Source organism: Candidatus Poribacteria bacterium, from assembly GCA_021162805.1.
In the GTDB taxonomy this organism is placed as follows: Bacteria; Poribacteria; WGA-4E; order B28-G17; family B28-G17; genus JAGGXZ01.
The window spans coordinates 1-24,975 of the sequence record JAGGXZ010000108.1 but is presented as its reverse complement, the minus strand read 5'-3'; the positions used below and the strand labels follow the sequence as shown (position 1 = coordinate 24,975).

The window sequence follows — 24,975 nt, the reverse complement described above, 5'->3', positions numbered from 1 at the left end:
GAGGTAACGCCGACAAGGGGGATCGAGATCATGTGAAACGTCCTGTTCGTCATCTCACCCTTCATCTTGAAATCCCCGATGGCCGGGACGCCTATGGGATTTCTAATGCCGTTTTTTGGGAAGATCGTCTTGTTTCCGGCTAAATCCTCCGCTATGATGCAGTAGATCAGCCCGGTCTGGGGCATCTCAACTTCGGCTGAGAAAAGTTCTCCCTTCCTCCTCATCTCGACGGATTTGATCTCGGACTCACCGCCGGCCCTGTATAGAAGCTTGACGGATTTGAGCTCCGAGAAGTCCTTCACCTCGGCTGAGATAACCACTTTCTCCCCGGCTTTTTGGGGCTCAAGGGGCGTATGTGATATAAGGGGCGGGCTTACATCTATGACGGTGATTTTCACGACGGTTGCATCCTCGCCGCCTTTGCCGTCCGAGACCTTGAATATGATCTTATGCACCCCAACCTGATCGGGTTTCGGTCTCCATATGAACCTGCGATTTAGGAAGGCGGCGCCCTTCGGCAGATTCTCCGCCGAAAAGGTTAGTGGGTCTCCATCGGGATCATATCCGTTAACCGTAAACTGGAGCAGCTCTCCCTCCTTCACCGATTTATCGCCGATGTCGGCTATCTTGGGCTTTCGATTCGCATCCTGAACGGTTATCCTCACCTGTTCGGAATCCTCACCGCCTCTCCCGTCGGAGACCTTGAAGGTGACGAGGTATTCACCTGCCTGATCAAAATCGGGCGTCCAGGAGAATTTCCGCCCGATGAAACTCGCTCCTTTTGGCAACTCCTCCGCTGAATACACCAGGTTATCCTTATCGGGATCAGATGCGGATAGGATGAACTCCAGTGTTTCCCCTTCCTTTACGCCCTTCGAGCCGATGGCTGCTAAGACAGGGTTTCTGTTGACATCCTTAACCGTGATCTCGACTCTCTCGGAATCCTCACCGCCCTTTCCATCCGAGATCTTAAAGGTAACGTGATATATCCCTGATTGGCTGAAATCGGGTTTCCAGTTGAACCACCGATTTGAGAACATCGCCCCCTTGGGTAGCCCTTCCGCAGAGAAAGTCAGGGGATCTCCGTCAGGATCACTCCCGCTGACCTGAAATCGGAGTAACTCCCCTTCCTTCACAGATTTGTCTTCGATGCTCGTCAGGATAGGATCTCTGTTCACATCCTGGACGGTTATCTTCACCTGCTCTGAGTCTTCTCCGCCTTTCCCATCAGATACCTTGAAGGTAACCAGATACTCTCCTGATTGTTCAAAACCGGGCTTCCATGAGAATTTCCCCTCTGTGAAGTTAGCTCCTTCTGGCAATCCCTCCGCAGAAAATGTAAGAGCATCTCCATCTTCGTCATCGGCTTCGACTGTGAATTGAAGGGGTTCTCCCTCCCTCACGCTCTTCGAGCCGATAGGAGCTAAAACAGGAGACCTATTCAAAGCACCGACGATTATCCTGACATCTTCTGAATCTTCCCCTCCATTGCCGTCAGAGACCTTAAAGGTGACGTGATACTCCCCGATCTGCTCGGAGGAGGGTTTCCAACTGAACTTTCCATCCGAGAGGATAGCACCTTTGGGCAGCCCCTCGGCGGAATATATCAGGCTGTCGCCGTCGGGATCGGTGGCGGACAGGGCGAACTCCAGTAATTCCCCTTCTTTCACGCTTTTCGTCCCGATAGCCTTCAGGATCGGTTTTCTGTTAACATTTTCAACTGCGATCTCAACCTTTTCGCTGTCCTGACCCCCTTTGCCATCTGTCACCTTGAATGTGACATAATAGGTCCCCGCCTGATCATAAGAAGGCCTCCATGAGAATTTCCCATCTATGAAGCTCGCTCCCTCAGGCAGTCCCTCTACAGAATACACCAGATTATCCTTATCAGGATCAGATGCAGCCAGGATAAACTCCAACGTTTCCCCTTCCTTTACACTCTTTGAGCCGATAGCTGTTAAGACAGGACTTCTATTGACATCCTTAACCGTGATCTCGACTCTCTCGGAATCCTCTCCTCCTTTCCCATCTGAAACTTTAAAGGTCACATGATAGATTCCCGCCTGATCATAGGTAGGTTTCCACGAGAATTTCCCGTCCGAGAAGCTCGCCCCTTCTGGTAATTCCTCCGCAGAATAGATCAAGCTATCACCGTCGGGATCTGTGGCTGAGAGTGTGAATTGGAGCAATTCTCCTTCTTTGATGCTCTTCGCATTTATGGTTTCCAAGATCGGTTTTCTGTTCACATCTTCGACTATGATCTCCACCTTTTCGCTGTCCTGACCATCTTTGCCATCTGACACTTTGAACGTGACGTGATAAGTTCCCGCCTGATCAAAGCTAGGTGTCCATGAGAACTTCCCGTCTGTGAAGCTCGCTCCCTTCGGCAACCCTTCCGCTGAGAACGTAAGAGTATCCCCATCCTTGTCGGTAGCCTCAACGGTGAACTGGAGGGTTTCTCCTTCCTTCACTCTCTTCGATCCAATAGGAGTTAAGACAGGAGGGTAGTTTGAAACCAGAACGGTTATCTTGACCTCCTCTGAATCCTCTCCTCCCTTGCCATCGGATACCTTAAAGGTGATGTAATACTCTCCAATCTGTGCAGGGGAAGGTTGCCAGCTAAATTTTCTGTTGGAAAAACTTGCTCCTTTCGGCAATCCCTCTGCGGAGAAGGTAAGCTCATCTCTATCTGGGTCGATAGCCTCAACTGTAAACTCAAGCACCTGTCCTATTTTCACGCTTTTATCGCTGATAGGAGATAATTCAGGTGGTCTATTCACATCCATAACTGTAATCTCCACCTTCTCGATATCTCTTCCTCCCTTCCCGTCCGACACGATGAAGGTAATAGAGTAAGTGCCTGCCTGTTCATAGGTAGGTGTCCAAGTGAAAACTCCATCTTCGAACTTCGCCCCGTCAGGCAGTCCTTCAGCGGAAAAGCTCAAATCATCCTTATCCGGATCTATCGCCGACACGGTGAACTCCAGTCGCTCACCCTCCCTTATGTTTCTTGCTCCAATACTTGAGAGCTCCGGTTTCCTGTTCACATCTGTGACCGTAATCTTCACCCTCTTGGTGTCCTCACCGCCTTTTCCATCCGACACCTTGAAAACCACGTGATATTCCCCAGCTTGGTCAAAACCGGGTTTCCATGAAAATTTCCCCTCTTTGAATGTCGCTCCCTTTGGTAATTTCTCAGCAGAAAACACGAGCTTATCTTCGTCTGGGTCTGTCGCACTCACGTTAAATTCGAGAAGCTTGCCCTCTTCAACGTTTTTATCCTCAATGGGCTCTAAAGCGGGAGGATAGTTCAAAGTCAAGTTGATCAACGTTTTTGCGGATTTGACCTCATCTTCCGAGACCACATGTGAGGATTCGCTGAGCAGGTTACCTTCGGTATCCTTCACAGTTACTTTTATCACATCGCCTGTTTTCACAACGATCCCGCCCTCGTAGTCGATAAAAATAACGGCATACTCACCGCTTTTACCCGTTTTCGACCTTTTAACCAACCCCATTGTCTCGTTTACGACGGTTACCTCCAGTCCCTGGACCGGAGCTCCGTCCTGCTTTTTCACTATACCGCCTACCGTGAAAATCCGGGCGGAGATGCCGAGGACTGTTGAAGCAACCATTAAGCTAAGGACGATTACAAAAGTAAAGCTTGCTCTCTTCATCTTAAAACCACCGCTTTCTTCACATCTTTGAACTTACCTGCCTGCATTTCGATGAAATAGACTCCTGAGGTAACGAACTCACCTTTCTCATTCCGACCGTCCCAATATACCGCTCTATCACGGTTCAGATATTCTCCAGCATTTCTCCAACCCGCATTTATCACCTTCACAAGGTTACCTGCAACATCGTAGATGCGAATCAATACATATGCAGGTTCGGCCAATTGGAACGGTATCCATGTCTCCGGATTAAACGGATTCGGATAGTTTTGATAAAGCCTTGTCTCTATCGGCGGGTGAAAATCAGATATCTCAAGCATGAGATAGGCTCTCTCCACATCGGTTGTCCTAATACGTCTCGTGATGTGAATCGCATCACAGTTAGGACTCTCCAAGGTTATCTCAACGATGTCTCCTGCTCTAACCACCGGATTTTTACTCATATCCACCCATATCATGCTGAACCAGCCATCAGATCTAACGGGACAGCTCGAGATTTTCCCCGTTCGAATGTTTTTGACGATCAGCACCGCTTCCTGGCCAGGGTTACACCGTCCAGCGAAGGCAAAAGCCCACGCTTGATTTTGCGGATATGGAAGCTCAGGGGCGCTTGACCAAACCGTCCCAGTGAAGCTCACCTTTTTACTCTCTATGACATTTACAATGTAACCTCGCCCACCCTCTATCGGAAAGCCATCTCCTGGAAGCTCAGGAATGAACGGGATAAACTCCTGCCTCTTCACGTCGTAGGTGGCGATCACTGTCGCACCGAGTTTCTCAGCGAAGGCCCTCGCGTTAAGCGGAACGGAAGGTTTAACGGGCAGCGAAACGATGTTTAGCCCTTTCGCAAGCTCAAGTGTGAACCGTCCTATTTGGACGGGCTCAGATGTTACGGTTACAGTGCCGTTCACCACTCGTTCTTCAATTCGTTCACCGGACGAGTTCCAAAACATCGCTTCCTTCAACGTAAGAGGGGAACTGGCACCGGTTTGAGTTGATGGTTTAACGCTGAAAGCGAGTTCCAGAACGCTGCCTTTACCCTCAGTAATCGGCTCTTTCGAAGCAAGGACAAGTATCAGCGTACCGGGAGTTCGATGATTCACCTCCATCGTGAAATCCTTGGTCAACGCCGTTGTAATCGCTCCTTGAAAACTCAGGATAGCAGGGTCGTAGTTCAAAGTTATGTCAAAAGCAAGCACGTCGGAGGCATCATCCACCAGTATTTTCACAATCACAGCTCCCATCGGTGGAGATTGAGCGGAACTTACCTTAACACCTATCGTTCGCTTCGGCGGTGGAGAACCTATGATGATCCTACCATCTATTAGTTTACACTCAACCTGTTCGGCATCTTCATTCCAAAGTATCAACTCTTCGAATTTCAAAGGAGCCCCAGTTCCCTCAAGCGCGTCGGGATCAACCTTAAAGATGAGCTCGATGAATGCCCCTGTCTTGCCTTGCATCGGGGATTTCGATGCCATCGGGATAACTAAAGCATCCTTCTCCTTGCTGTTTACCTCAAAGCTGAAGCCGTCCGTGAGAGCGGTTAGCTCCGCTTTTTGAAAAAGGAGGGCGGTGGAGGGATAGGAGAGTTTAAGGTCAACGGCAACTATACCCGTGGCATCATCAATGTTTATCGGAACGACCACCGTCTCCCCCGGTTTGGCATAAAGCTCGGGTATACTCACGGTCACAGCTTCTGAGGTACCAACAATTAAGATGAAAAGAACGACGATGATTTCAGGTGTTTTCACTCGCATGTTGAACCTCCATCCTCATTTTTCCAAGACCATCCGCCTCATAGCCCGTATTTTCCCAGCACGAAGCTCGTAGATATAGACTCCGCTTGATACCTCTTCACCTTTATCGTTCCTACCATCCCAGTGTGCCGCCTTATCCGGTGTTACGTATTCGCCTGCATCGAGTCGTCCAAGCCGAATCATCCTAATCAATCCTCCCTTAACGTCGTAAATTCTTAGAGTTACATCGGCAGGTTTTGCTAATCTGAACGGTATCCAAGTTTCCGGGTTGAACGGATTTGGATAGTTTTGGAGCAATTCAAACCTTGCGGGCGTAGGATTCCATCCGACAATGCGAACGTTCATCGGAATCGCTCTCAGATCGAAAAGCTCCGCTCTTAAGGCAGGGGAGGATTGGGAATTATCGAGTATCTGAAACACCACATCGGCGACGGAGCTGCTAACTTCCCCGCCTCTCTTCACCCATGAGATCTTAACAACTCCGCTTTGATCGGTGTTTGACGCAAACATGTCGTTTTGACGTTTCCGGAGAACCTGGATGGGACGGAGTTTTAACGGGTCGTAGCTCAGCTCGAAATCCCCACAGGCGACATTGGATATTCCGTCGATCGAGAGGGTAAAGAGCAAGGTATCTCCTTCGAATTTCTCCGCTGTTCGAAGCGAAACCGGCAAGGGAGATACCATCGGGGCACCAAGTCCTGCCGCTTTTTTCAGGATGAGATAGGCATCGACTGATTTTATTTTCCCATCCCCGTTCATGTCCCCGGCGATCCTCTGTTCATCCGTCGGTAGGATCAGTCCTGCGGCGATCCTCAGTGCGATTGCCGCATCTATCGACTTGATCAACCCATCGCCGTTCAAGTCGCCCTTAACCGGTTCCTCATCCACGATCGGCGGCATCTCCCAGAGATAAGCCATCGTTCCACTACAGGTTGCCATCCACTCGCCGTCCCATGAGAAACTAAGGTGATTAACTACTCCATCAAATGATGAAAGCTTTTGTGTGATGAGGTTTAAAATTAGTATCTTATCATTCCCGATGATTGCTGCTATCTTATGGTTGGGACTGATCATGAAGTTGTGCTTTCTATCGGTATTGGCTCCATAATTTCCTGCTAAAGAATTTTTATTCGCCAGATCTCCTAGGGTGTTGAAGAACATCACCCATCTGTAACTACTGTATCGATATTTACTACTGTCTCGATAAATCGCTATTATCATTCCGCTATTAGGACTGAAATCAAAAATAGGAGAAATCGCTTCTCCACCAGTAGGAAGTTTTACCCGCTTTATCAACTTATATGCTAGCTTAGTCTCCATGTCGTAAAGCCGAATATTATCACCGCTTCTAACAGCAAGTAGAGAATTACCAGGACTGATTCTAGCGGGGGCCTCTCCTGGGAAAGAGGCTATGAGACTACCTGAGGAGATATCCCATATCTTAACGGGACTTTCTCCAGATGATACCATCAGCTTGTAGTCCGATGAGAAATCTATATCATAGACAGCTCTTTCATGCTCGAATGATCTAATAGCCTTATAAGTGGTAAGATCCCAAATGATTATCTTCCCATTTTTAGAGGATACGGACACCAGCTTGCCATCCGGTAAGAACTCCAGTATATCAACAGGGCTACCGTCATATGCTTTAAATGTGGTTACCGGTTTGAAGTTCCTAAGGTTCCATAGCTCTATCTCACCGTTCTCCATCCCGCACGTGAGTATAGTCTTGGACGGACTTATAGCTACGCTGTAGACGTTATGAGCGTGTGGAAAGTTCGTTATGAGCTTTGCGGGAAATGTCTCTTCCTCCGCCATACATAGGTTCACAGGAAAAAGCCCTAAGATCAGAAGCGGTATAGCGTAAAAACGTCTTAACATGATTTTCGCCTCCTCGTTTGAATACTATGGTTAAACCAGAGTTTATCCCTCCTTCATCCCCGTTTGAGTTCTTACGAACCGGAGAAACCTCTCCGTTAACCTCAGCAGATGTTCCGTATCGGGAGGTTCCTCGTCCGTAAAGGTATATCTGAACTCCACTGCATAGGGTGTAAGCTTTAAAAACTCCCCCACATACTCAGGCAACTCTATACCCTCCTGCCCACATAATCCTACTAACGCTTCTATATCATGGGTTCTCGGCGGATCAATCCCTGCAAATGATAACAGCGACTTCAACAGTTTTTCCACCGCCTGTTGGAGGTGGAAAAGGGCTTGCTCCACAGGAATTTCCTCTGACCTTGCTAGAACCTTAGCAGCCTTAAAATCAGAGTCTGCCTTTTGAAGGAAGATCTGCCATTGTCTCAGCATCGTAGATCACAACTCCTTTCCGAAACGCCTCCTTGAAAACGGAGCCGGGCTCATCCTTGTAAAACTCGAACTCCTCCGGTCTGACGACTATGATGTCGAAGGGAAGCAAAATTCCTCGCAGCAACTTCCTTATCCGAACCGACTCCTTCCTCTTTGAAACCACATCCCTCTTCACCACGATCAGATCTACATCGCTGTCCCTCGTGGGCGTGCCGTAGGCGTGTGAGCCGAAGAGGATTATCCTCTCCGGATGTGCTCCCTCCACTATCCGGCGGACGATCTCCCCCAAAAGCTCCTCGGTCAGCGGTTGGAAGATCTCCTTACCTTTGGATTCCCCGATGTCCATCGCATCCTCACCTCTTTCTACCCTCACCCTTTGAGGCCTGAGTTTTCCCCTCCTCGATGTCCCTGGCCATTCCCGGATCGCTCAGGAGCTCCAGCGTGGCCTCCCATTCCTCACGGGAGCTCAGGTATTGAGCGAAATCTACGAGTTGTCTGAGCTTTTTCAAAGGCAAGGCTCCTGCGATTTCCCCAAGCCTCTCTTCAAGTGACCTTCGAGTTGTTCTCATCCTCTCATCCCCTTCGTCGTTGCTTTTTGTGATGACCGGGTCATCCCAGCCCTTTTAATCATAACAGAACCGCCTTCTTCATACAATACCGTTCCTTTCCTCTTAGCCTCGGCAAACACCGAGTTTATCCAGTTATCGGCGTAAAACTCGAACTCCTCCGGTCTGATGACTATGATGTCGAAGGGAAGCAAAATTCCTCGCAGCAACTTTCTTATCCGAACCGACTCCCTCCTCTTTGAAACCACATCCCTCTTCACCACGATCAGGTCGACATCGCTGTCCCTCCTGGGCGTGCCGTAGGCGTGTGAGCCGAAGAGGATTATCCTCTCAGGATGTGCTCCCTCGACTATCCGGCGGACGATCTCCCCCAGAAGCTCCTCGGTCAGCGGTTGGATGATATATGTACCGGCGGTTAAACCGTTCATCTTGTGCATTGTGCTTGTCCTCCATCATCCATCTTCTGCGGACCCCTCACGTTAAGATCATAACAAAATCGCCCAAAGGGATCAAGACATTCGAGTTCCCGCTACGATAGTATAGCCCATATCCATGGTGATGATCAACGGGAAGCTGAGGATCGCAGGAAATAGAAACGTCGTGGCCAGTGAGTTCGCTTCAAAGACGGAGCGCATTCATCTATTTCAGGTTGCTAAAGGCATTTTCATCAGTGGATGCTACAACAATGTGATCGTGAGCGTTGGAGGCGATGAGAAGCTCGATAGGGGGATTCTGATCACCAACGGAGCACGAGGAAATAAAATAGCCTATCCTTGGAAAACCCTTGTGCGAATTCAAAACTGTCACATCGGCATAGAGCTATCAAACGGCGCACAGAGCAACGATATCGATATCCCCTATATTATCTTTGAGGATATCGATTGGGATGGCGATGGTGAAATCGATGATACAGTGAAAAAACATCTCGATAACATCGTGAATTGTGACATTGGACTGCAGATCACGGGGAATGAGACGAAGTATAACAGCGTTAGACTTCGAGCTAAAGCCGATACAGGGGCTATCATCTCCGATGGAGCGAGCTATAACAATATCAGCGTGGAATCTGTGGGAACGATTATAGGCTCTCCGATCCTGGGAAAAGGGAGCCTGCTTCGCGGCAGTCAGGATCATCCCACGATCACCATCCAAGGTACGAACACCCGCGGAACCCGAATCATGGGAAACGATATTCGTGGTGAGAAGGGGGAGATGGGATGATACTTGTGGGCAGCGTGGAGGTATCAGGAGGCCGCCTTGAGAGGATAACAGTGAGCCTAGGGATAAACGCGGAACCATCCTGGAGTTCAGGCGTGGTGATTCAACCATAAATGAATGCTATTACCTCTGAAGCTGAGTTGTCAGAGGAGGATACTCAAGCAAGGGATAATCCTACACCGCATTTCCCCCAGATATAGCTCCGACAGGGTTTCATCTGCCGCAGCACTTTTTATATTTTTTGCCGCTGCCGCAGGGACAGGGATCGTTCCGACCGATCTTCTTTTTCTTCTTCCCTTTCTTTCCTTTCCTTGAGGTTGCCGTTCCTTTCGAAGTTGCTCGGCCGGATGCCCTGGCCGTCGGAGCGCTTCTGAGCGATCTGCCTCCGCCGGCGGCGGTGGGGGTAGCTCTCCTTCTAGGAGCGGGCTCAGCCGTCGTGAGCACGGCCTTGAACATATACTCGGTGACCTCCTCCTTCAGCCTCCAGATCATGTTGGAGAAGATCTCGAACGCCTCCCTCTTGAACTCGATCAACGGGTCTCTTCCGGCGTATCCCCTCAGTCCGATCCCCTCTTCGAGGTAATCTATGTTGTGCAGGGCTTCCATCCAATGATAATCGAGCCTGTCCAGCATAACCAGCCGTTCGAGCCTCCTCATCTCCTCCTCGCCCAGCTCCTTTTCACGCCTTTCATAAGCCGCCTTCAGCTTCGATATGAGCCTCTCATAAAGCTCGTCATATGAGAGATTTCGCGGGTTTATCTCCCAGGAGAGGATATCCAGCCCATATGTGGATTTAACCCAATCGGCCAATCCATCGACGTCCCATTCATCCGGGTTCATGTCCTTCGGGGTGAACTCGTCCAGCTTGTCCTCGACGACCTCCTCCAGCATGGCGAGGATCTCCTCCTTGAGGTTTTCGCCCCTGAGGATCATATCGCGCTGTTCGTAGATTATCTGTCTCTGGGCGTTTATCACGTCGTCGAACTTCAGCAGGTATTTCCTCGCCTCGAAGTGTTTCTCCTCAACCCGTTTCTGCGCTTTCTCTATCGCCTTGGTGATCCATGGATGCTCTATGGGAGACTCATCGTCCATTCCAACCTTGCCCATGATGGATTTAAGCCTCTCCGAGCCGAACTTCTGCATCAGGTCGTCCTCCAGGGAGACGTAGAATCTGGAGGAGCCGGGATCGCCCTGTCTTCCGGCACGGCCGCGGAGCTGGTTGTCTATCCGCCTGGAGTCGTGTCTTTCGGTGCCAATGATGTGAAGTCCTCCCATCTCCACCACGCCCTCTCCCAGGACGATATCCACGCCTCGGCCAGCCATGTTGGTGGCGATCGTCACGGAATATGGTTGACCGGCCTTTTTGATGATCTCCGCCTCAGCGGCATGGTTCTTGGCGTTGAGAACCTGATGCGGTATCCTCTCTTTTTTAAGCATCCTGCTGAGCCGCTCCGATTTCTCTATCGAGATCGTCCCCACCAGAACCGGCCTGCCCTGTTTATAAAGCTCCTTGATCTCCCTGACCACGGCCCTGAACTTCGCCTCCTCGGTTTTGTATACCACGTCAGGGTGATCTATCCTGATCATCGGCTTATTCGTGGGGATGACCACCACATGCATGCCGTAGATCTCGATGAACTCCTTCTCCTCCGTGGCGGCGGTGCCGGTCATACCGGCCAGCTTCTCATACATCCGGAAGTAGTTCTGGTAGGAGATGCGAGCCAGCGTCTGGGTCTCCTCGATGATCTTGACGTGCTCCTTGGCCTCTAAGGCCTGATGCAATCCGTCGCTGAACCTTCTTCCGTATTGCAACCTACCTGTATACTCGTCGACTATGATCACCTGACCGTTCGTGACCACGTAGTCCACGTCCTTTTTGTAAAGCGCGTGGGCAATAAGGGCCTGATTGATGTAGTGGAAGAGGTCCATGTTTTTGTAGTCGAAGAGGTTGTCTATCTTCAGTATACGTTCAACCTTAGCAACGCCCTCCTCGGTGAGATATACCGTTCCGCGCTTGCTCTCCTTATGATCGACCTTATAGTCGACCCCTTCCCTGAGCTGCAGTACGACGGCATTGGCCAGCTTATATACATCAGTGGACTCGGCCCTAGAGCCGGAGATTATAAGCGGCGTTCGAGCTTCGTCTATGAGGATGCTATCCACCTCGTCCACTATGGCATAGTAATGTCCTCTTTGAACCTTCTGATCCAGGGATAACGCCATGTTATCGCGCAGATAATCGAATCCGAACTCGCTGTGAACCCCGTATGTGATGTCGGCGTTATAGGCCTCTCTTTTCCGCCTGTATACCTCCTCAGGCGGCAGGTGGGGCATCGGATAGGTGACGCCGACGGTCAGCCCGAGCAGCTCATATATCGGGCCCATCCACTCGGCATCTCGTCTGGCGAGATAATCGTTTACGGTAGCGATATGGACGCCCTTGCCGGTCAAGGCGTTCAGATAGGCGGGCATCGTAGCTGCCAGCGTTTTGCCCTCGCCGGTCTTCATCTCGGCGATATTCCCTGTGTGTAGCACGATGGCGCCTAGCACCTGGACGTCATAATGCCTCTGTCCGAGGGTTCTGACTGCCGCTTCCCTGACGACAGCGAACGCCTCCGGAAGGAGATCGTCCAGCGTCTCCCCTCGCTTCAGCCTCTCCCTGAACTCATCCGTTTTTTTCCTGAGCTCATCGTTGGTGAGCTTTTTAACCTGTGGCTCGAAGCTGTTGACCTTCTCTACGATCGGCCAGAGCTTCTTAAGCACCCTGTCGTTTTTCGAACCTATTATCTTATCCAACAACCTCCCTATCATACCATGATCATCCCTTTCGTCTTTAGGATTTTTCTCCGCGGGATCCCTTCGTTCTTTGTCTCTCCGCGGTTCCAGCTCTTTGACGTTAGCACGTTGAACGTTTCAACGTTCAACGCGCTAACGCTTTGGAAAACACCGAAAATTATCCTTCACCCTCCTTTTCCCCTTCCTCCTCTTCGGTTTTCTCCTCCTTTTCCTTTTCCTCTTCAGGTTTTTCCTCCTTCTCTTCCTTTTTCTCCTCTTCCTCCGGCTTCAAGCCGGGTATCTCTTCCTCTTCCTCCTCTTCCTCCTTTTCGAGGAGGTTTTCATCGTCATGCCGTTTGCGAAGGATAACGTATATCATAGTGTTTCCGACGGACGCCATTGAAGCAACGTATGAGACGATCATCCCGATTACAAAAAGCAGAGTTATGGTGGTTAGGATCGCTCCGATCCAGTTAAGCATCACGGAACCACCTGTAGGTTGGGTGAGGTTGAGCGCTTTTGCGATTGGCCCGTCGCTCATGCCGAGCCAGCTGAAGGTCCTCGACATAACGGTGGCGTATTTGTCGTGAACGATCAGCGCGGGCAGGAAGAGCACCAATCCTAATCCGGCACCGCTCATAACGGCGTATATCCCGCCGCATATCGCTTTGGTTATGAAGAGCAGTATCTCATATATGAGCATCCTCCAGGGCTGCCCCCAAAGCAGCCTGTATTCCTGATAGATCACCTCGAACGAATCGGCCCCTTCGACGGCGGTGATGGATGGGGCGAAGAAGAGCGAGACGGCGACAACTACAACGCTATAGGCCATAGCCAATCCCAGGAAAAAGGCCGGTATGAAGAGGAAGGTCGCCAGCATCAGGAAGAAGTCGCCCACACCTTTGGGTATAAGCGCCAGCAACGCAGCACCTAACGGCCAGAGCATACAGAAGATGATGATCAGTATCACGGAGATGAAAGCCAGGAACAACGTCGTCCATTTTTCCTTGGCGAATTTCGCCGCGTCTTTCATCGAGTAGAACTCATCTCCTCTGAGCTGCTCGATCGTGATCTTTGAGACCATCAAACTGGTGGTGAAGAATATGACAAAGGCCACCACTAGCCCGATCCACATGCCTATCTTAGTCGCCAGCGGCGGTATCAGGACTCCGGTATCCGACCAGGGCCACACGATGCCGAGTCCGAACTTCGCCCAGAAATCACCCACCGAACCAGGGTCAGCGATCGCCAGAGTCACGTAGAATATCAGCTCGTAGATGATGTAGGCGAGGGCTATGCCGAAGAAGTGGGTGAAGATCTTCTTGGCACTAAACCCTATCCTGCCGGCCCGAAACACATCTCTGAAGTCAAATTTCATCTCTACTCCCATTTACCCCCTCCTGATAGAGAGTTTTTCGCCCCGATAATGAGGCTTCGATCACCACGTCACGTCCATCGCCTTCTGCGGACAGACGGGAACGCAGAGCCTGCATCCCGTGCATTTTGAGACGTCAAACTGGATCTTCATCGTCTTTCTATCCGGTATGTGAAGCGCTCCCGTCGGACAGACGGCGAGGCATAGACCGCAATGGACGCATCTCTCCTCATTCCAGCTTACATCGGCGCTCAGCGGCTGAACCTGAACGCCATGCCTTTTGAGATACTCTATCCCCGACCGGTAGTTCTCCCGTGTCCCACCGAGTTCTATAACCAGAACACCCTCCTCGCGAGGGGTGATCCTCGCCTGAAGGATGTTGAACATGAGGTCATATTCCTTGGCGAGCCTGTAGATTATAGGTTGATCTATCAGGTCTTTGGGGAAATGAAGGACGACCTTATTCCTGACGGTTTTCGATTTCATCCTCCTTATCCTCCGTGAGAACGGGTCTTATAACCAGGGGTTTCGCTGCCATACCCGAGTCGGCCGATGGCAGAGGTTGAACGGGCTCCGAGAGCAAAAACTCGCCCTTTCTTATCCACTCCTTCAGTGTCTCCGCTATCTCGCGGGCTTTGGGATAGCTGGAGAGGGAGGCCGTCGGGACCTCCTTGCCATCGATGTTTATTCTACCGCTTTTAAGGGATTTGTAATCCACATAGCCCAGAACTTTATCCCTGCAGTTGGGATAATCGTCGCTATAATCGACGATCGGTGCGAGGATCTCCTCATCCTTGATCGAGACAAAACGGGCGATCTCCTCGTTGAGGATCGGTATCGGTATACCTATGCCGACGGCGAGGCTGGCGCCATACCCCAAAATGGAGGCTCCTCTTATCCATCGCGTGCTCATCTCTTTCATATCGCCGACCACCGCCAGGGTTCCGGCCCCTCCAAGCGGTATCCCCTTTTCATTTCTCGGTGTAGCGGGACTATGCTGTGTCCCATACCAAAAGATATATCCTTTAGCGCCACCCAGAAATATCCTGGTGCCGATGCCGATGGTCTTGTAAAAGGGATCGTTCAGCAGGGGGCTGAGCTGCCCCGCCGAGGAGTAGGTCGCATTGCCCATTCTGGGTTTTAAAACCCCCATGTAGGTGTAAATGGTCCTATTGGAGAGGTTCACAGCGACGTTATAGTTCTGGTAGCAGTTCCTCGGATTGACCAGTATAGCCTGGTTGAGATCCTTGATGTTTATCCAGGTCTCCAGCCTCCTTCGGGGATAACAATCGGTGCCATATCCCATGGCGACGAGTTTGACATCCCTGCCGGCTATCAGATCCTCTATGACGTGACCGCCGCCGTATCGGAATTCACCGGGATAAACGGAGTTGAGCGGGTCACTCTCGGCCAGCTCAGTGGCTCCGATGTAAACGTCCACCGCTGCCAGCCCGGCATGACAGGGGACGTCGTTAAGCCAAACCCTATGCATCTTTATCTTGGGTTTAGGGTGGCCAAAGTTGAGAAAAGCTCCGCTGGAACACATGGGACTAAAAGTCCCTGTCGTCACGACGTCGACCTCCTCAGCTGCCCCTTCGATCCCCTTCTCCTCGACGATATCTATGATCTCCTCGGCGGTCACCACGACCACCTGTCCCTTACGTATTTTCTCGTTTATCTCCCTGTAAGTCCTTAAGACCTTCATCGCTCAACTCCTCCTCGAGGAACTTCTTCAGCTTACGCAGCGCCTTAGCCCTATGGCTTATCCTATTTTTCACCTCTGGGCCGAGTTCGGCAAACGTCCTCCCGTATTCGGGCACAAGGAAGACGGGATCATACCCGAAGCCATGCTCCCCTCTAGGGGGGTCGGTTATATATCCTTCGCATTCCCCTCTGAATGATACCTCTCGTCCATCAGGGAATGCCAGAACGAGGACGCATACGAACTTCGCCTTTCTCCTCTCACGGGGAACTCCACGGAGCAAGGAGAGAAGTTTAGCGTTTCGATCGGAATCCGAAGCGCCTTCACCTGCGAACCTCGCCGATCTGACCCCCGGTTCGCCGTTAAGGGCCTCCACCAACAACCCTGAATCGTCGGCGATCGTCGGCATTCCCAGATATCCTGCTATAACGGAGGCCTTTTTAGAGGCGTTCTCCTCAAACGTATCTCCATCCTCCTCTATCCGGGGGGCATCGGGGAAATCCTCGAGCCAATAAATTTCGATGGGAAGGTCTGAGAGGATCTCCCTGATCTCCTCAACTTTCCCTTTGTTACGCGTCGCTACTGCTAATCTCATCGAGGTTGTTCATCAACATCTTCTGCTGTAGGGTGATCAAGCTGGAGATCCCTTTCCAGGCGAGCCCTAAAAGCTCGTCCAGACTCTCCTTTGAAAAGGGGGTTGACTCCGCCGTGCCCTGTATCTCAACGAATTTGCCTCGTCCGGTCATCACCACGTTCATATCCACCTCGGCTCGGGAGTCCTCCTCGTAGCATAGATCGAGCATGTTCTGCCCCTCTATAATCCCGACGCTGATGGCGGCCAGGAAGTCCGTTATAGGCAATTCATGTATAACGCCGTCCTTCCTGAGCTTATCACACGCATCCCATAGAGCCACAAACCCACCGGTTATGGCCGCAGTTCTCGTTCCCCCGTCAGCCTGGATGACATCACAATCGATCCAAATGGTCCTTTCGCCCAACTGCTTCAGATCGACGACCGCCCGGAGCGATCTACCGATCAACCTCTGTATCTCCTGAGTTCGGCCGTTCAACCTGCCTCGTGCCGATTCCCTGATATGTCTTGTGTGGGTCGCCCGGGGCAACATCGAATACTCCGCCGTGACCCATCCCATTCCCCTCAGGTCCTGCTCCTCCATGAACCTTGGAGGTCTTTCGTCGACTGAAGCGGTGCATATCACCTTCGTGTCACCGAAGGAGATCAGAGCCGATCCCTCGGCGTGTTTGATATAGCCCCGGATTATATGTACCGGCCTCATCTCATCCGGGGCTCTTCCGTCGATTCTGGCCATCTAGTAATCCTCCGCCGTTATAGGTTCTTTTTGCTCCGTGAGTCCACCATCGCCTTGATCTTGAGGGGCAGACCCCAGAGCTTAATGAACCCGTTAGCGGCCTTGTGATCGAACATATCCCCGCGATCATAGGTCGCCAGCGAGTAATCGTAAAGGGAATTCGGGGATCTCCTGCCGACAAGTATACAGTTACCCTTATAAAGCTTAAGCCTAACCGTGCCGGTGGTGCCGCGATGTATGGAACTCATAAATGAATCTATAGCCTCTCTGAGCGGATGATGCCAGAGGCCGTAATAGACCAGCTCGGCATACCTCTCGGAGAGCATCCCTTTGAAATGTCGTGTTTCCCTGTCGATTGTCAGCTCCTCGAGTCCCCTCAGTGCTGTGAAGAGCACGGTGGCGGCGGGGCATTCGTATATCTCCCGCGATTTTATCCCCACAAGCCTGTTTTCCACCAGATCCACCCTGCCGACGCCGTTTTTCCCCGCTATCTCGTTCAGCTTCTCGATCAGTTCGACGCCGTTCATCTCCCTGCCGTTGAGGGCTATTGGGACCCCTTCGTGAAAATCCACCTCGACGTAGGTTGGCTTATCGGGGGCAGCCTCAGGTGAGACGGTGAGCTTATATACCTCCTCGGGAGGTTCGATCCACGGATCTTCCAGTACGCCGCACTCGATGCTTCTGCCCCACAAGTTCAGATCGACGCTGTAGGGGCTTTTCTTCGTGGCGTCAACGGGGATGCCACGCTCCAACGCGTATTCGATCTCCTCTTCCCTGGACCCCATCTCCCATTCGCGCACGGGGGCGAGCACCTTCAGATCGGGATTGAGAGCCGAGACGGTTACCTCAAACCTCACCTGGTCGTTGCCCTTTCCCGTGCAGCCATGAGCTACGGCGTCGGCATCTTCCTCCTCGGCGATCTCGACGAGCTTTTTAGCGATTAAGGGCCTGCCCAAGGCGGTGGCAAGCATATATTTCGACTCGTAAACCGCTCCTGCCTTCAGAGCCGGGAAGACGTATTTGTAGACGAACTCCTCCCGCAGATCCTCCACGTAAACCTTACTGGCGCCGATCCTCACCGCCTTTTCCCTTATCCTCTCAAGATCATCTCCCTGACCGAGATCCGCCGTGAAGGCTATAACCTCCGCACCATACCTCTCCTGAAGCCATTTCAGGATAACGGATGTGTCCAGTCCTCCCGAATAAGCCAAAACGATCTTTTTAATGCCTTCCATCTTCTTCCCTCGCAGATGAATTTTAGCTGAAGTGATATCATTTTCAGGCGTATATATCCACCTTAAAGCCAAAAACCGTTCCCTCAAAGAAGGATCTATACTTGGAGATCACCTTCCTCTCCAGAAGGTTAAGCAGGTGCAGCTCAGGAAAGCTCAGAAAAAAAACATCCGATTGACGACGACGGCCGTATATACCTTGGGGATAACCCCTGCCCGAGCCGGAAGGTTGCCTTTGAAACCTTTTATTATAAAGCCTTATAGATATAGGTCTTACCGATTCTAACATAGTCCTGTTCCCCCCAAGCGTGCGCTAATATTGTGCCATATCGAGAGGGGTATGTCAAGCATATCCTTCTTCCCATAGGGAATTCATGCTTGACGGCTTATGAAATACTTTGGTAAAATTGGTTTTCCGAAAATAAATGACGGGATGGTTCATCGGTGGGTGAATCATCTCATAAAGCGATGGAGATCGAAGATGTCCAGATATGTCCGTGTTTCAAGCATATCGTTCGGCGGAGCTGGAGGAGGTTCCGTCGAGGAGAAGGTGGAGCGTAATTTAAAAAGCGCGCTGGAATGGATCGATCGGGCGGCATTCGATAAGCCCGACATCATCGTCCTACCGGAGATCTTCCCCTCCGCAGGGGTGGGATCAGACGGGTGGATTGAGACGGCCCAGCCGGTCCCCGGTCCTATAACCGAGGCGGTCGGCGAAAAAGCCAGAAGGTACAACACATACATCGTCTGCCCGATGGTCGAGAGGAAGGAAGGGAGGATATATAACTCAGCCGTCCTCATAGATCGTAAGGGCCAACCTATGGGAAGCTATCACAAAATCCATCCCACCATCGGCGAGATCGAGACAGGAATCACCCCGGGAACTGAGCCCGTCGTATTCCAGACCGATTTCGGCAGGATAGGATGCGCGATATGTTTCGATCTGAACTTCAGAGATGTGATCGAGGGGCTTAAGGCCAAAGGTGCGGAGGCGATCTTCTTCGCCTCGATGTATCGAGGAGGATTGCAGCTTTCGATATGGGCCTTCGATTTCGGGGTGTGGATGATATCGGCCACCCCTGGCGAGATGAGCGCCATAGTCGATCCCCTCGGCAGGGTCAAGGCCCTATCGTGGAATTACGAGAGGATCATCTCGAAGGTCATAAACCTCGACTACGCCGTCCTCCACATAGATTACAACTATGAGAAATGGAAGGAGATCAAGGCGAAATACGGGAGCGGCGTGGAGCTGGATGTGTCGGCTCCGGAGGGCGTCTTCTGTATGTACTCCCATATGCCCGACCTGACCGTCCGACAGATCATGGAGGAATTCGGGCTGGAGAGCAGGGAGGAGTACTTCGCGAGGGCCAACCGGATCAGGGAAAAGGCTCTGGAAAAGGGGTGATATGAAGGGACGTGAACGCCTTTCTGGATTGCCCTATGCCTCCTTTTACTTCATCTCCTTCAGCTCCATAGGGGTTCTGGTCGTCTACATGAACCTCTATCTGAAGAGGGCCGGTCTCAGCGATTCCCAGCTCGGCACGGCGGCCGCCATCCCGTCCCTCCTGACCGTTCTATCCCCGCCGATATGGGGATTTCTGGCCGATTCGATCCGCGATATGCGTAGGCTGATGCCCATACTTTTTTTAGGTGCTGCCATTACATTTCCCGCCATGCTGCTGACGGACAACTACTACGCCCTGCTCGCTCTAGTAGTGCTGACCTCCTTCTTCTACACGCCCGTCATACCGCTCATAGATGCGATGACACTGGGATACATATCCAGATCGGGCGGGGATTACGGACGGCTGAGGCTGTGGGGCTCGGTGGGGTTCATCGTCTCAACCCTGCTGTTCAAGTTGATACTCTCGGACGGCACGTATGAGACCAAAGGCGGGATAGGCTATGGGTTGCTCCCGGTCTTCATCTACTTCATCGCCTTCAGGCTTATGGGGACCGGATGGGCCTTTCTGGTTCCCAAACCGACGAAGCCGGAGACGAGGTCAAAGCTGAGATGGCGGGATCTGGGAGGATATATAACGCTCAACTTGGCGCTTACCTTGACCGTCGCCTTCATCGCCCGGGCGGCGATGCAATCCTACTATGTCTTTTTCTCCATCTACCTCGATAAACTCGGCGTGCCGGACAGCTCCAAGGGTATCTTCTGGGCGATGGGCGTGGCCTCAGAGGTGGGGATGATGGTCGTGATCGGCAGGCTGATTGAGAGGATCGGGATCAAGCGGACGATCCTGTTGGGTGTGGCGGGCGTGGCCACTAGATTGCTCCTCTACTCTCTCAGACTCCCCGTCTGGTGGATAATCCCCGTCCAGGCCTTCCACGCCCTTACCTTCACCGCCTTCCACGTCGGGCTGGTGAATTTCATGAACAGATCCCTACCCGAGAGGGTTCGGGCAAGCGGCCAGACGCTGTATAACTCGGTGGTATGGGGATTGGGAGGGATGGTAGGGGCAAAGATATGCGGGGAGATATCTCAGGCCTTCGGCCTCTTCGCACTTTTCAGGATCGGCTCGATCATGGCTCTGTTCGGCCTGATCCTGGGGGCTCTCTTTATGAGAGAACCCCTCCCGTCGGCCGAACGTTAAACGAGAGAGGATCGGTTCAGATCGAGAGGATACCGGCGAGTTTGTAAAGGGAGAGATCCACCTGTTTTTTGTGGGTCCATATCATATCGAGCGGCGTTAATTCCACCTGACCGTTGATCTCTCCGACCATGACGTTGAATTTGTCCTTCAGAAGCGCCTCGACGGCGGCCGAGCCGAGCTTGCTGGCCAGGACTCTATCCCTGACGGTGGGTGAACCGCCCCGCTGGATATGTCCCAGAACCGTCACCCTGTAATCCAATCCTGTCCTCTCCTTGACCTTCTCGGCCACCTCATATGCTCCTCCAGATCTGTTCCCCTCAGCCACTATCACTATGGAGCTGGTTTTACCTCTTGCCCTTCCCCGCATGAGCATCCGGCACATCTCATCTATATCGGTTTCGACCTCGGGTATCAGGATCGCCTCCGCGCCGCCCGCCACACCGACCTCCAGGGCGATGAATCCCGACTCACGCCCCATCACCTCGATGAAGAATATCCTCTCGTGTGAGGCAGCCGTATCGCGTATTCTATCTATGGCGTCCATGGCGGTGTTGATGGCGGTGTCATATCCGATGGTGAAATCGGTTCCGTATATGTCGTTATCTATGGTGCCGGGGACGCCGACGACGGGAATCCCGTGTTCCCGTGAGAGCCTGCTAGCTCCGCGGTATGTTCCGTCGCCGCCGATGGCCACGAGGGCATCTATGTTCCACTCCCTCAGATTTCTCGCCGCCTCCGCCCGGCCCTCCTCTCTCATGAACTCCTCCGATCGAGCGGTTTTCAATATCGTCCCGCCGCGCTGAATGATGTTCGAGACTGAGGAGAGGTTCATCTCGATCATCTCACCTTTGATCATACCGGCATATCCCCTCAGAATTCCAATGACCTCAAGCCCATGATATATGGCGGTTCGGACGACGGCCCTCACACATGCGTTCATTCCAGGAGCGTCTCCGCCGCTTGTGAAAAGACCTATCCTTTTAACCCTCATCCTTGTGAACCTCCCATACTTATGACCATCAGATCCAATGAGGCCGCAACCATCCAGTGTAACAATGCGCCGAAGATAAACGTCCTGGTCTCGATCGCCAAAATTCCTAAGATCACCCCGGCGAAGATCGAGCCGAAGGCTTCGGGGAACGGTTTGCCGATATGCATGAGAACGAAGGGTATGGTCTGGATCAAAACGGCATATCCGCTCCCCAGATCTCGCTCAAGCCCGAAGAGCATATATCCTCTGAAGAAGAACTCCCATGAGAACATGTAAAGCCCGTAGAGAAGCTCATAGGCGATCAGCACATTCAGATGGGCGGCAGCGGATTTGCATAGCGGATATCTGGTCTGGAAGGAAGGAGATCGAGAGGCGAGAAGGAGAAGCGGAAGCATGAGAAGGTAGAGAGCGAGGACGGCGATAAGGCCGAATCTGACCTTCTGGGGTCTGAATCCCAGATATCTCTCCCCGGGAATCAGATAGGCGGAGAGGAGAGGGAGCGCCAGAAGCGAGATCGAGGTGGCGGTGAACCAGTAATAGTAGGCCAAAGCCCCCGCATGATCGGATGCTGCGATTGATGGATGGGCTCGAAACAGCCACGGTAATATCATCCTCCGGAAGAAGTTCGGCCTGGCGAAATAGGCATGTAACGTCAGGAACACCGGCGTCAAAATCAGTATGAAGGCCGTCCTCGCCCCAATGGCCCTGAAGCTCTCAATAGATGTACTCCTCCGCATAGTGATCCTCGTGATACCTCTCCAGGCAATCCTCACATACCAGAACCTCCCTCCCTTCCTCCTCGGAACACTCGATGCATATGTAGGTGGCGATGGTTTTACGCCCCTCCGCCTTACAATGCTCGCAGTATCTGTAACGCGGCCTGTTTCGTTCGGCCACGCGTGGATACTCGACGTTCGGCTCAGGCGGTTTTATCTCCTCCAGCGTGATCTCGTGTTCGATCCAATCGCCGAAGTCGTACACGTATTCCATCCTGTCGCCGACTTTCAGGTCGAGGCCGGCGATCCTCAGTTCAGCTGCCTCTCCTCCTCCGAGCGGATTTATGCTTCCCAGATCGATCCTCCGGTAGCGCCTGGTGTTTCCACGTCGAACCAGCTTCCAAAAGCCGCTCAGGTGATCCAACATATCATGGCCGAAGGTTTCTCGGAGGACGTCATCGAATTCTGCCAGCGTCTGCTTGCCCTGAATCTCGATGATGCGCCAGATGCCTTTCCGGTGTTTAAAAGCCGCTTTGAACCGATATACCTGTTCCCCCTCCTGACGTGTGAATTTCCGTTCGGTGATCCTCGGCTTGCCCTCAAAGATGATTTCCTCAAAAAGGCTTCGCTCCTCAGCGTAGGTGATGTGTCCCCCGAAGGAAAGCTTCATACGGGGGTCCCTCTCCACCACCTCCATCCAATGATCCCCTGGATATCCTTTAGGATCGGATAGACGGAGATATATGGAGGAAATTGAGCGGGCATAGAGGGTTTCAAGAGCGGAGTTCTCGAGGGCGTCGAAGATGAGATCGGCCAGTTCTTTATTCTTCGCCTCAATCTCATCGCGATGACGACGCCGTTCCTTCGCCGGCTCAAGCTCCAGCTTGAACCTCTTCGGCTCCCAGGACTCGATGGTCACCAACACGGTGTCATCACGGCGGGCCTTGTTCGACTTAAACCACTCGGACAGGTCAAAGGCCTGTGAATTCCCTAACAGGTCCTCAAAAAAGCTCTCGGAAGGCTGGTATAAGGTCACGACCTTGGTGGGCAAGGGGCGACCATGAGCGTCGACGAGCTCGATCGACTCCAGATTATCCCAGCGGGTTATCCATGGATCAAATAAGGGATGAATCACCAGTGCGCCTCTCTTCACCTCTCGTCGTGAAAGCGGTATCCGGAATCGCACACCCGGAGCGGCGACGCGAAGCGGGACGATCGTGTTCTTATCCAGATAGGCTATGGACGTCCCCTCCAGATCATATTTCAACTTCTGGTATATAGACGCCCTGGGATTTTTAGCCGATGATGGGCGTATCTGCAGGACCTTATCCGCCAGATCTCCCATCTTTATCGGCTCATTCACCTCCGACAGCACCCTCTCGATCGCCTCTCTGATCGTCATCTCTCCCTTTCTCATGCTATCACCTCCGAAATAATCTCATATGAGTGACCTAATGACCTTTTTAATCGGCAGGCGGCGGATAGCAGCATATGACCTCAAGCGTTCTATCGCAGGTATTGACGAAATCGTACCCAGGCAGCGTGGCTGTTATGAAGACGGATTTCCCACGTTTGATCGGAAATTCTCCGAAGGGCCCTTTGATCTCACCTTCCCCCTTAGTGGTCACAGCGCAGTAAAATCCCCTATCGTCGGGCATCTCCAGCCTGCCGCCCGGTGGGACGGTAACCTTTGTGAGGAAGAAGTATTTTCTAGCCTCCTCGGGCACAAGTTTCTCCTCCTTAGCCCCGCTTTGACCTCTCATCAGCTCAGGAGTTCGCATGACATATCCGTAAAGGTAGTCCTCGTCCATAACGCTGAAGTCAGCCGCCTCTAACGCCAGATCCCAGCCCAGACCCAGGTGCGCGTCTTCCTTGTCATAGGGGAATCCCTCCCACTCGGCCAGGATGTTCCAGTCGGTGGGCTCCTGCGGCTCCAGGTTACATATGCCGCTTCCCAGGGAGTGGACGATGCTGTCACGGAGGAAGTAAACGTCATCAACCTTAGGTGTGATCTCGTGCATGTAGCTCCGCATCCCCTCCACGTCCTGTGCCTCCATCAGCTCGCGGAATTTCTCCTTGGTGATCTCCCTCTTCCATCCTATCCACGCCTTGACCCCGGGCCTGGTTCCGATGACTACCCAGGCCTCGTTTTTGCCGTTGGGGGAATTAAGATGCTTTTGGGCGAACTCGGGGGAGGGATGCCAATGGACCGGGATATGGGCTCCATCTCCGACGTCGAAGATCTTCACCAGTATAGCCACTTTGGGCCCGTATTTTTCATAGTGTTTCCTGCCGATCGTTTCATCCGGAAATGCCTCCAGCAATTGGGTGAGGAGGATGATCCTACCGCTGGGAAGTTCTATTCTGCTTATGCCCTTGTCCGGAGGGTTATCCCTGCCTGGGGTTATGGCTCGGTTGGTGGAGAAGATCCACTCTTCGGAACGGTAATCATCCTTGGGATCGGGCTCGCCCATAAATTCGGCCCTGAGCTTGCCTCCGTTATAAAAATGGAGGAAGGTGTTGGGAGCTAAGTATATCGGCTTTCCCAAAAGCTTCGCCATCTCAGATTTCAAATCCATCCTTATACCTCCTTAACCTGATTGACTGACAAAACTCATCGGCTCTACGTCGGAAACCCTTATGTGATAAGACTTCCTGGCGCTCTCAATTGTTCGAGTTTTTGAAACTTCGACAAGCCCAGAATTTTCAAGGGTTTTCTCGG

Annotated in this window: 21 protein-coding genes; 3 read left to right on the top strand and 18 right to left on the bottom strand. The window is 52.1% G+C overall.

The annotated features are described in order from the left end of the window. From J7M22_08650 to J7M22_08620, 7 genes are all read right to left on the bottom strand, one after another. The coding region (locus J7M22_08650) for a tandem-95 repeat protein (protein MCD6506679.1) at positions 1 to 3,677 on the bottom strand (3,677 nt) is incomplete at its 3' end. Next, on the bottom strand, positions 3,674 to 5,437 hold the full coding sequence (locus J7M22_08645) for a hypothetical protein (protein MCD6506678.1): 1,764 nt from the start codon (positions 5,435 to 5,437) through the stop codon (positions 3,674 to 3,676). The genes J7M22_08650 and J7M22_08645, both read right to left, overlap by 4 nt. A gap of 15 nt (positions 5,438 to 5,452) precedes the next feature. Further along, positions 5,453 to 7,318, bottom strand: a complete 1,866-nt coding sequence (locus J7M22_08640) for a hypothetical protein (GenBank protein ID MCD6506677.1) — start codon at positions 7,316 to 7,318, stop codon at positions 5,453 to 5,455. A gap of 42 nt (positions 7,319 to 7,360) precedes the next feature. Beyond that, positions 7,361 to 7,747, bottom strand: a complete 387-nt coding sequence (locus tag J7M22_08635; GenBank protein ID MCD6506676.1) for a HEPN domain-containing protein — start codon at positions 7,745 to 7,747, stop codon at positions 7,361 to 7,363. Beyond that, on the bottom strand, positions 7,704 to 8,093 hold the full coding sequence (locus tag J7M22_08630; GenBank protein ID MCD6506675.1) for a nucleotidyltransferase domain-containing protein: 390 nt from the start codon (positions 8,091 to 8,093) through the stop codon (positions 7,704 to 7,706). The genes J7M22_08635 and J7M22_08630 overlap by 44 nt, the downstream gene beginning before the upstream one ends. A gap of 7 nt (positions 8,094 to 8,100) precedes the next feature. Further along, complete coding sequence (locus J7M22_08625) at positions 8,101 to 8,316, bottom strand: hypothetical protein (protein ID MCD6506674.1); 216 nt, start codon at positions 8,314 to 8,316, stop codon at positions 8,101 to 8,103. Beyond that, positions 8,313 to 8,750, bottom strand: coding sequence for a nucleotidyltransferase domain-containing protein (locus J7M22_08620; protein ID MCD6506673.1), 438 nt, complete (start codon positions 8,748 to 8,750; stop codon positions 8,313 to 8,315). Before J7M22_08620 ends, J7M22_08625 begins: the two co-directional genes overlap by 4 nt. A gap of 115 nt (positions 8,751 to 8,865) precedes the next feature. Here J7M22_08620 and J7M22_08615 point away from each other — a divergent pair, with 115 nt between their 5' ends. Then, positions 8,866 to 9,534 (top strand): hypothetical protein, encoded by a 669-nt coding sequence (locus J7M22_08615; GenBank protein MCD6506672.1) that lies wholly within the window; start codon positions 8,866 to 8,868, stop codon positions 9,532 to 9,534. 210 nt (positions 9,535 to 9,744) lie between these two features. Here the strand turns inward: J7M22_08615 and secA are convergent, their stop codons facing one another. The 7 genes from secA to J7M22_08580 all read right to left on the bottom strand — a co-directional run bounded on the left by secA (position 9,745) and on the right by J7M22_08580 (position 17,946). Next, positions 9,745 to 12,342, bottom strand: coding sequence for a preprotein translocase subunit SecA (gene secA / locus J7M22_08610; protein ID MCD6506671.1), 2,598 nt, complete (start codon positions 12,340 to 12,342; stop codon positions 9,745 to 9,747). A gap of 142 nt (positions 12,343 to 12,484) precedes the next feature. Then, positions 12,485 to 13,696 (bottom strand): hypothetical protein, encoded by a 1,212-nt coding sequence (locus J7M22_08605; protein MCD6506670.1) that lies wholly within the window; start codon positions 13,694 to 13,696, stop codon positions 12,485 to 12,487. A 48-nt stretch (positions 13,697 to 13,744) separates the two neighbouring features. Further along, positions 13,745 to 14,167 (bottom strand): 4Fe-4S binding protein, encoded by a 423-nt coding sequence (locus J7M22_08600; GenBank protein MCD6506669.1) that lies wholly within the window; start codon positions 14,165 to 14,167, stop codon positions 13,745 to 13,747. After that, positions 14,142 to 15,386 carry a homocysteine biosynthesis protein gene (locus J7M22_08595; GenBank protein ID MCD6506668.1) on the bottom strand — a complete coding sequence of 415 codons (1,245 nt, stop codon included), beginning with the start codon at positions 15,384 to 15,386 and terminating at the stop codon, positions 14,142 to 14,144. Before J7M22_08595 ends, J7M22_08600 begins: the two co-directional genes overlap by 26 nt. Beyond that, a complete protein-coding gene (locus J7M22_08590; protein MCD6506667.1) occupies positions 15,340 to 15,978 on the bottom strand; it encodes an XTP/dITP diphosphatase in 639 nt (212 codons plus the stop codon). Before J7M22_08590 ends, J7M22_08595 begins: the two co-directional genes overlap by 47 nt. Continuing rightward, positions 15,953 to 16,711, bottom strand: a complete 759-nt coding sequence (gene rph, locus J7M22_08585; GenBank protein ID MCD6506666.1) for a ribonuclease PH — start codon at positions 16,709 to 16,711, stop codon at positions 15,953 to 15,955. The genes J7M22_08590 and rph overlap by 26 nt, the downstream gene beginning before the upstream one ends. Before the next feature lie 17 nt (positions 16,712 to 16,728). Continuing rightward, positions 16,729 to 17,946 (bottom strand): argininosuccinate synthase, encoded by a 1,218-nt coding sequence (locus tag J7M22_08580; GenBank protein MCD6506665.1) that lies wholly within the window; start codon positions 17,944 to 17,946, stop codon positions 16,729 to 16,731. 478 nt (positions 17,947 to 18,424) lie between these two features. On the opposite strand from J7M22_08580, the gene J7M22_08575 reads away from it, so the two are divergent. Then, complete coding sequence (locus J7M22_08575) at positions 18,425 to 19,348, top strand: carbon-nitrogen hydrolase family protein (protein MCD6506664.1); 924 nt, start codon at positions 18,425 to 18,427, stop codon at positions 19,346 to 19,348. 1 nt (position 19,349) lies between these two features. After that, complete coding sequence (locus tag J7M22_08570) at positions 19,350 to 20,546, top strand: MFS transporter (protein MCD6506663.1); 1,197 nt, start codon at positions 19,350 to 19,352, stop codon at positions 20,544 to 20,546. A 16-nt stretch (positions 20,547 to 20,562) separates the two neighbouring features. Here J7M22_08570 and pfkA read toward each other — a convergent pair whose 3' ends face one another. From pfkA to J7M22_08550, 4 genes are read right to left on the bottom strand one after another with little or no spacing between them, the layout of a single operon-like run. Then, complete coding sequence (gene pfkA, locus J7M22_08565) at positions 20,563 to 21,537, bottom strand: 6-phosphofructokinase (protein MCD6506662.1); 975 nt, start codon at positions 21,535 to 21,537, stop codon at positions 20,563 to 20,565. Continuing rightward, entirely contained in the window at positions 21,534 to 22,274 is a 741-nt protein-coding gene (locus J7M22_08560; GenBank protein ID MCD6506661.1) for a CPBP family intramembrane metalloprotease, read from the bottom strand. The genes pfkA and J7M22_08560 overlap by 4 nt, the downstream gene beginning before the upstream one ends. Continuing rightward, entirely contained in the window at positions 22,252 to 23,670 is a 1,419-nt protein-coding gene (locus J7M22_08555; protein MCD6506660.1) for a hypothetical protein, read from the bottom strand. Before J7M22_08555 ends, J7M22_08560 begins: the two co-directional genes overlap by 23 nt. 46 nt (positions 23,671 to 23,716) lie before the next feature. Next, the gene (locus J7M22_08550; GenBank protein ID MCD6506659.1) at positions 23,717 to 24,832 is read right to left on the bottom strand and encodes a hypothetical protein; all 1,116 of its coding nucleotides are present in this window, start codon (positions 24,830 to 24,832) and stop codon (positions 23,717 to 23,719) included. Positions 24,833 to 24,975: the final 143 nt, after the last annotated feature.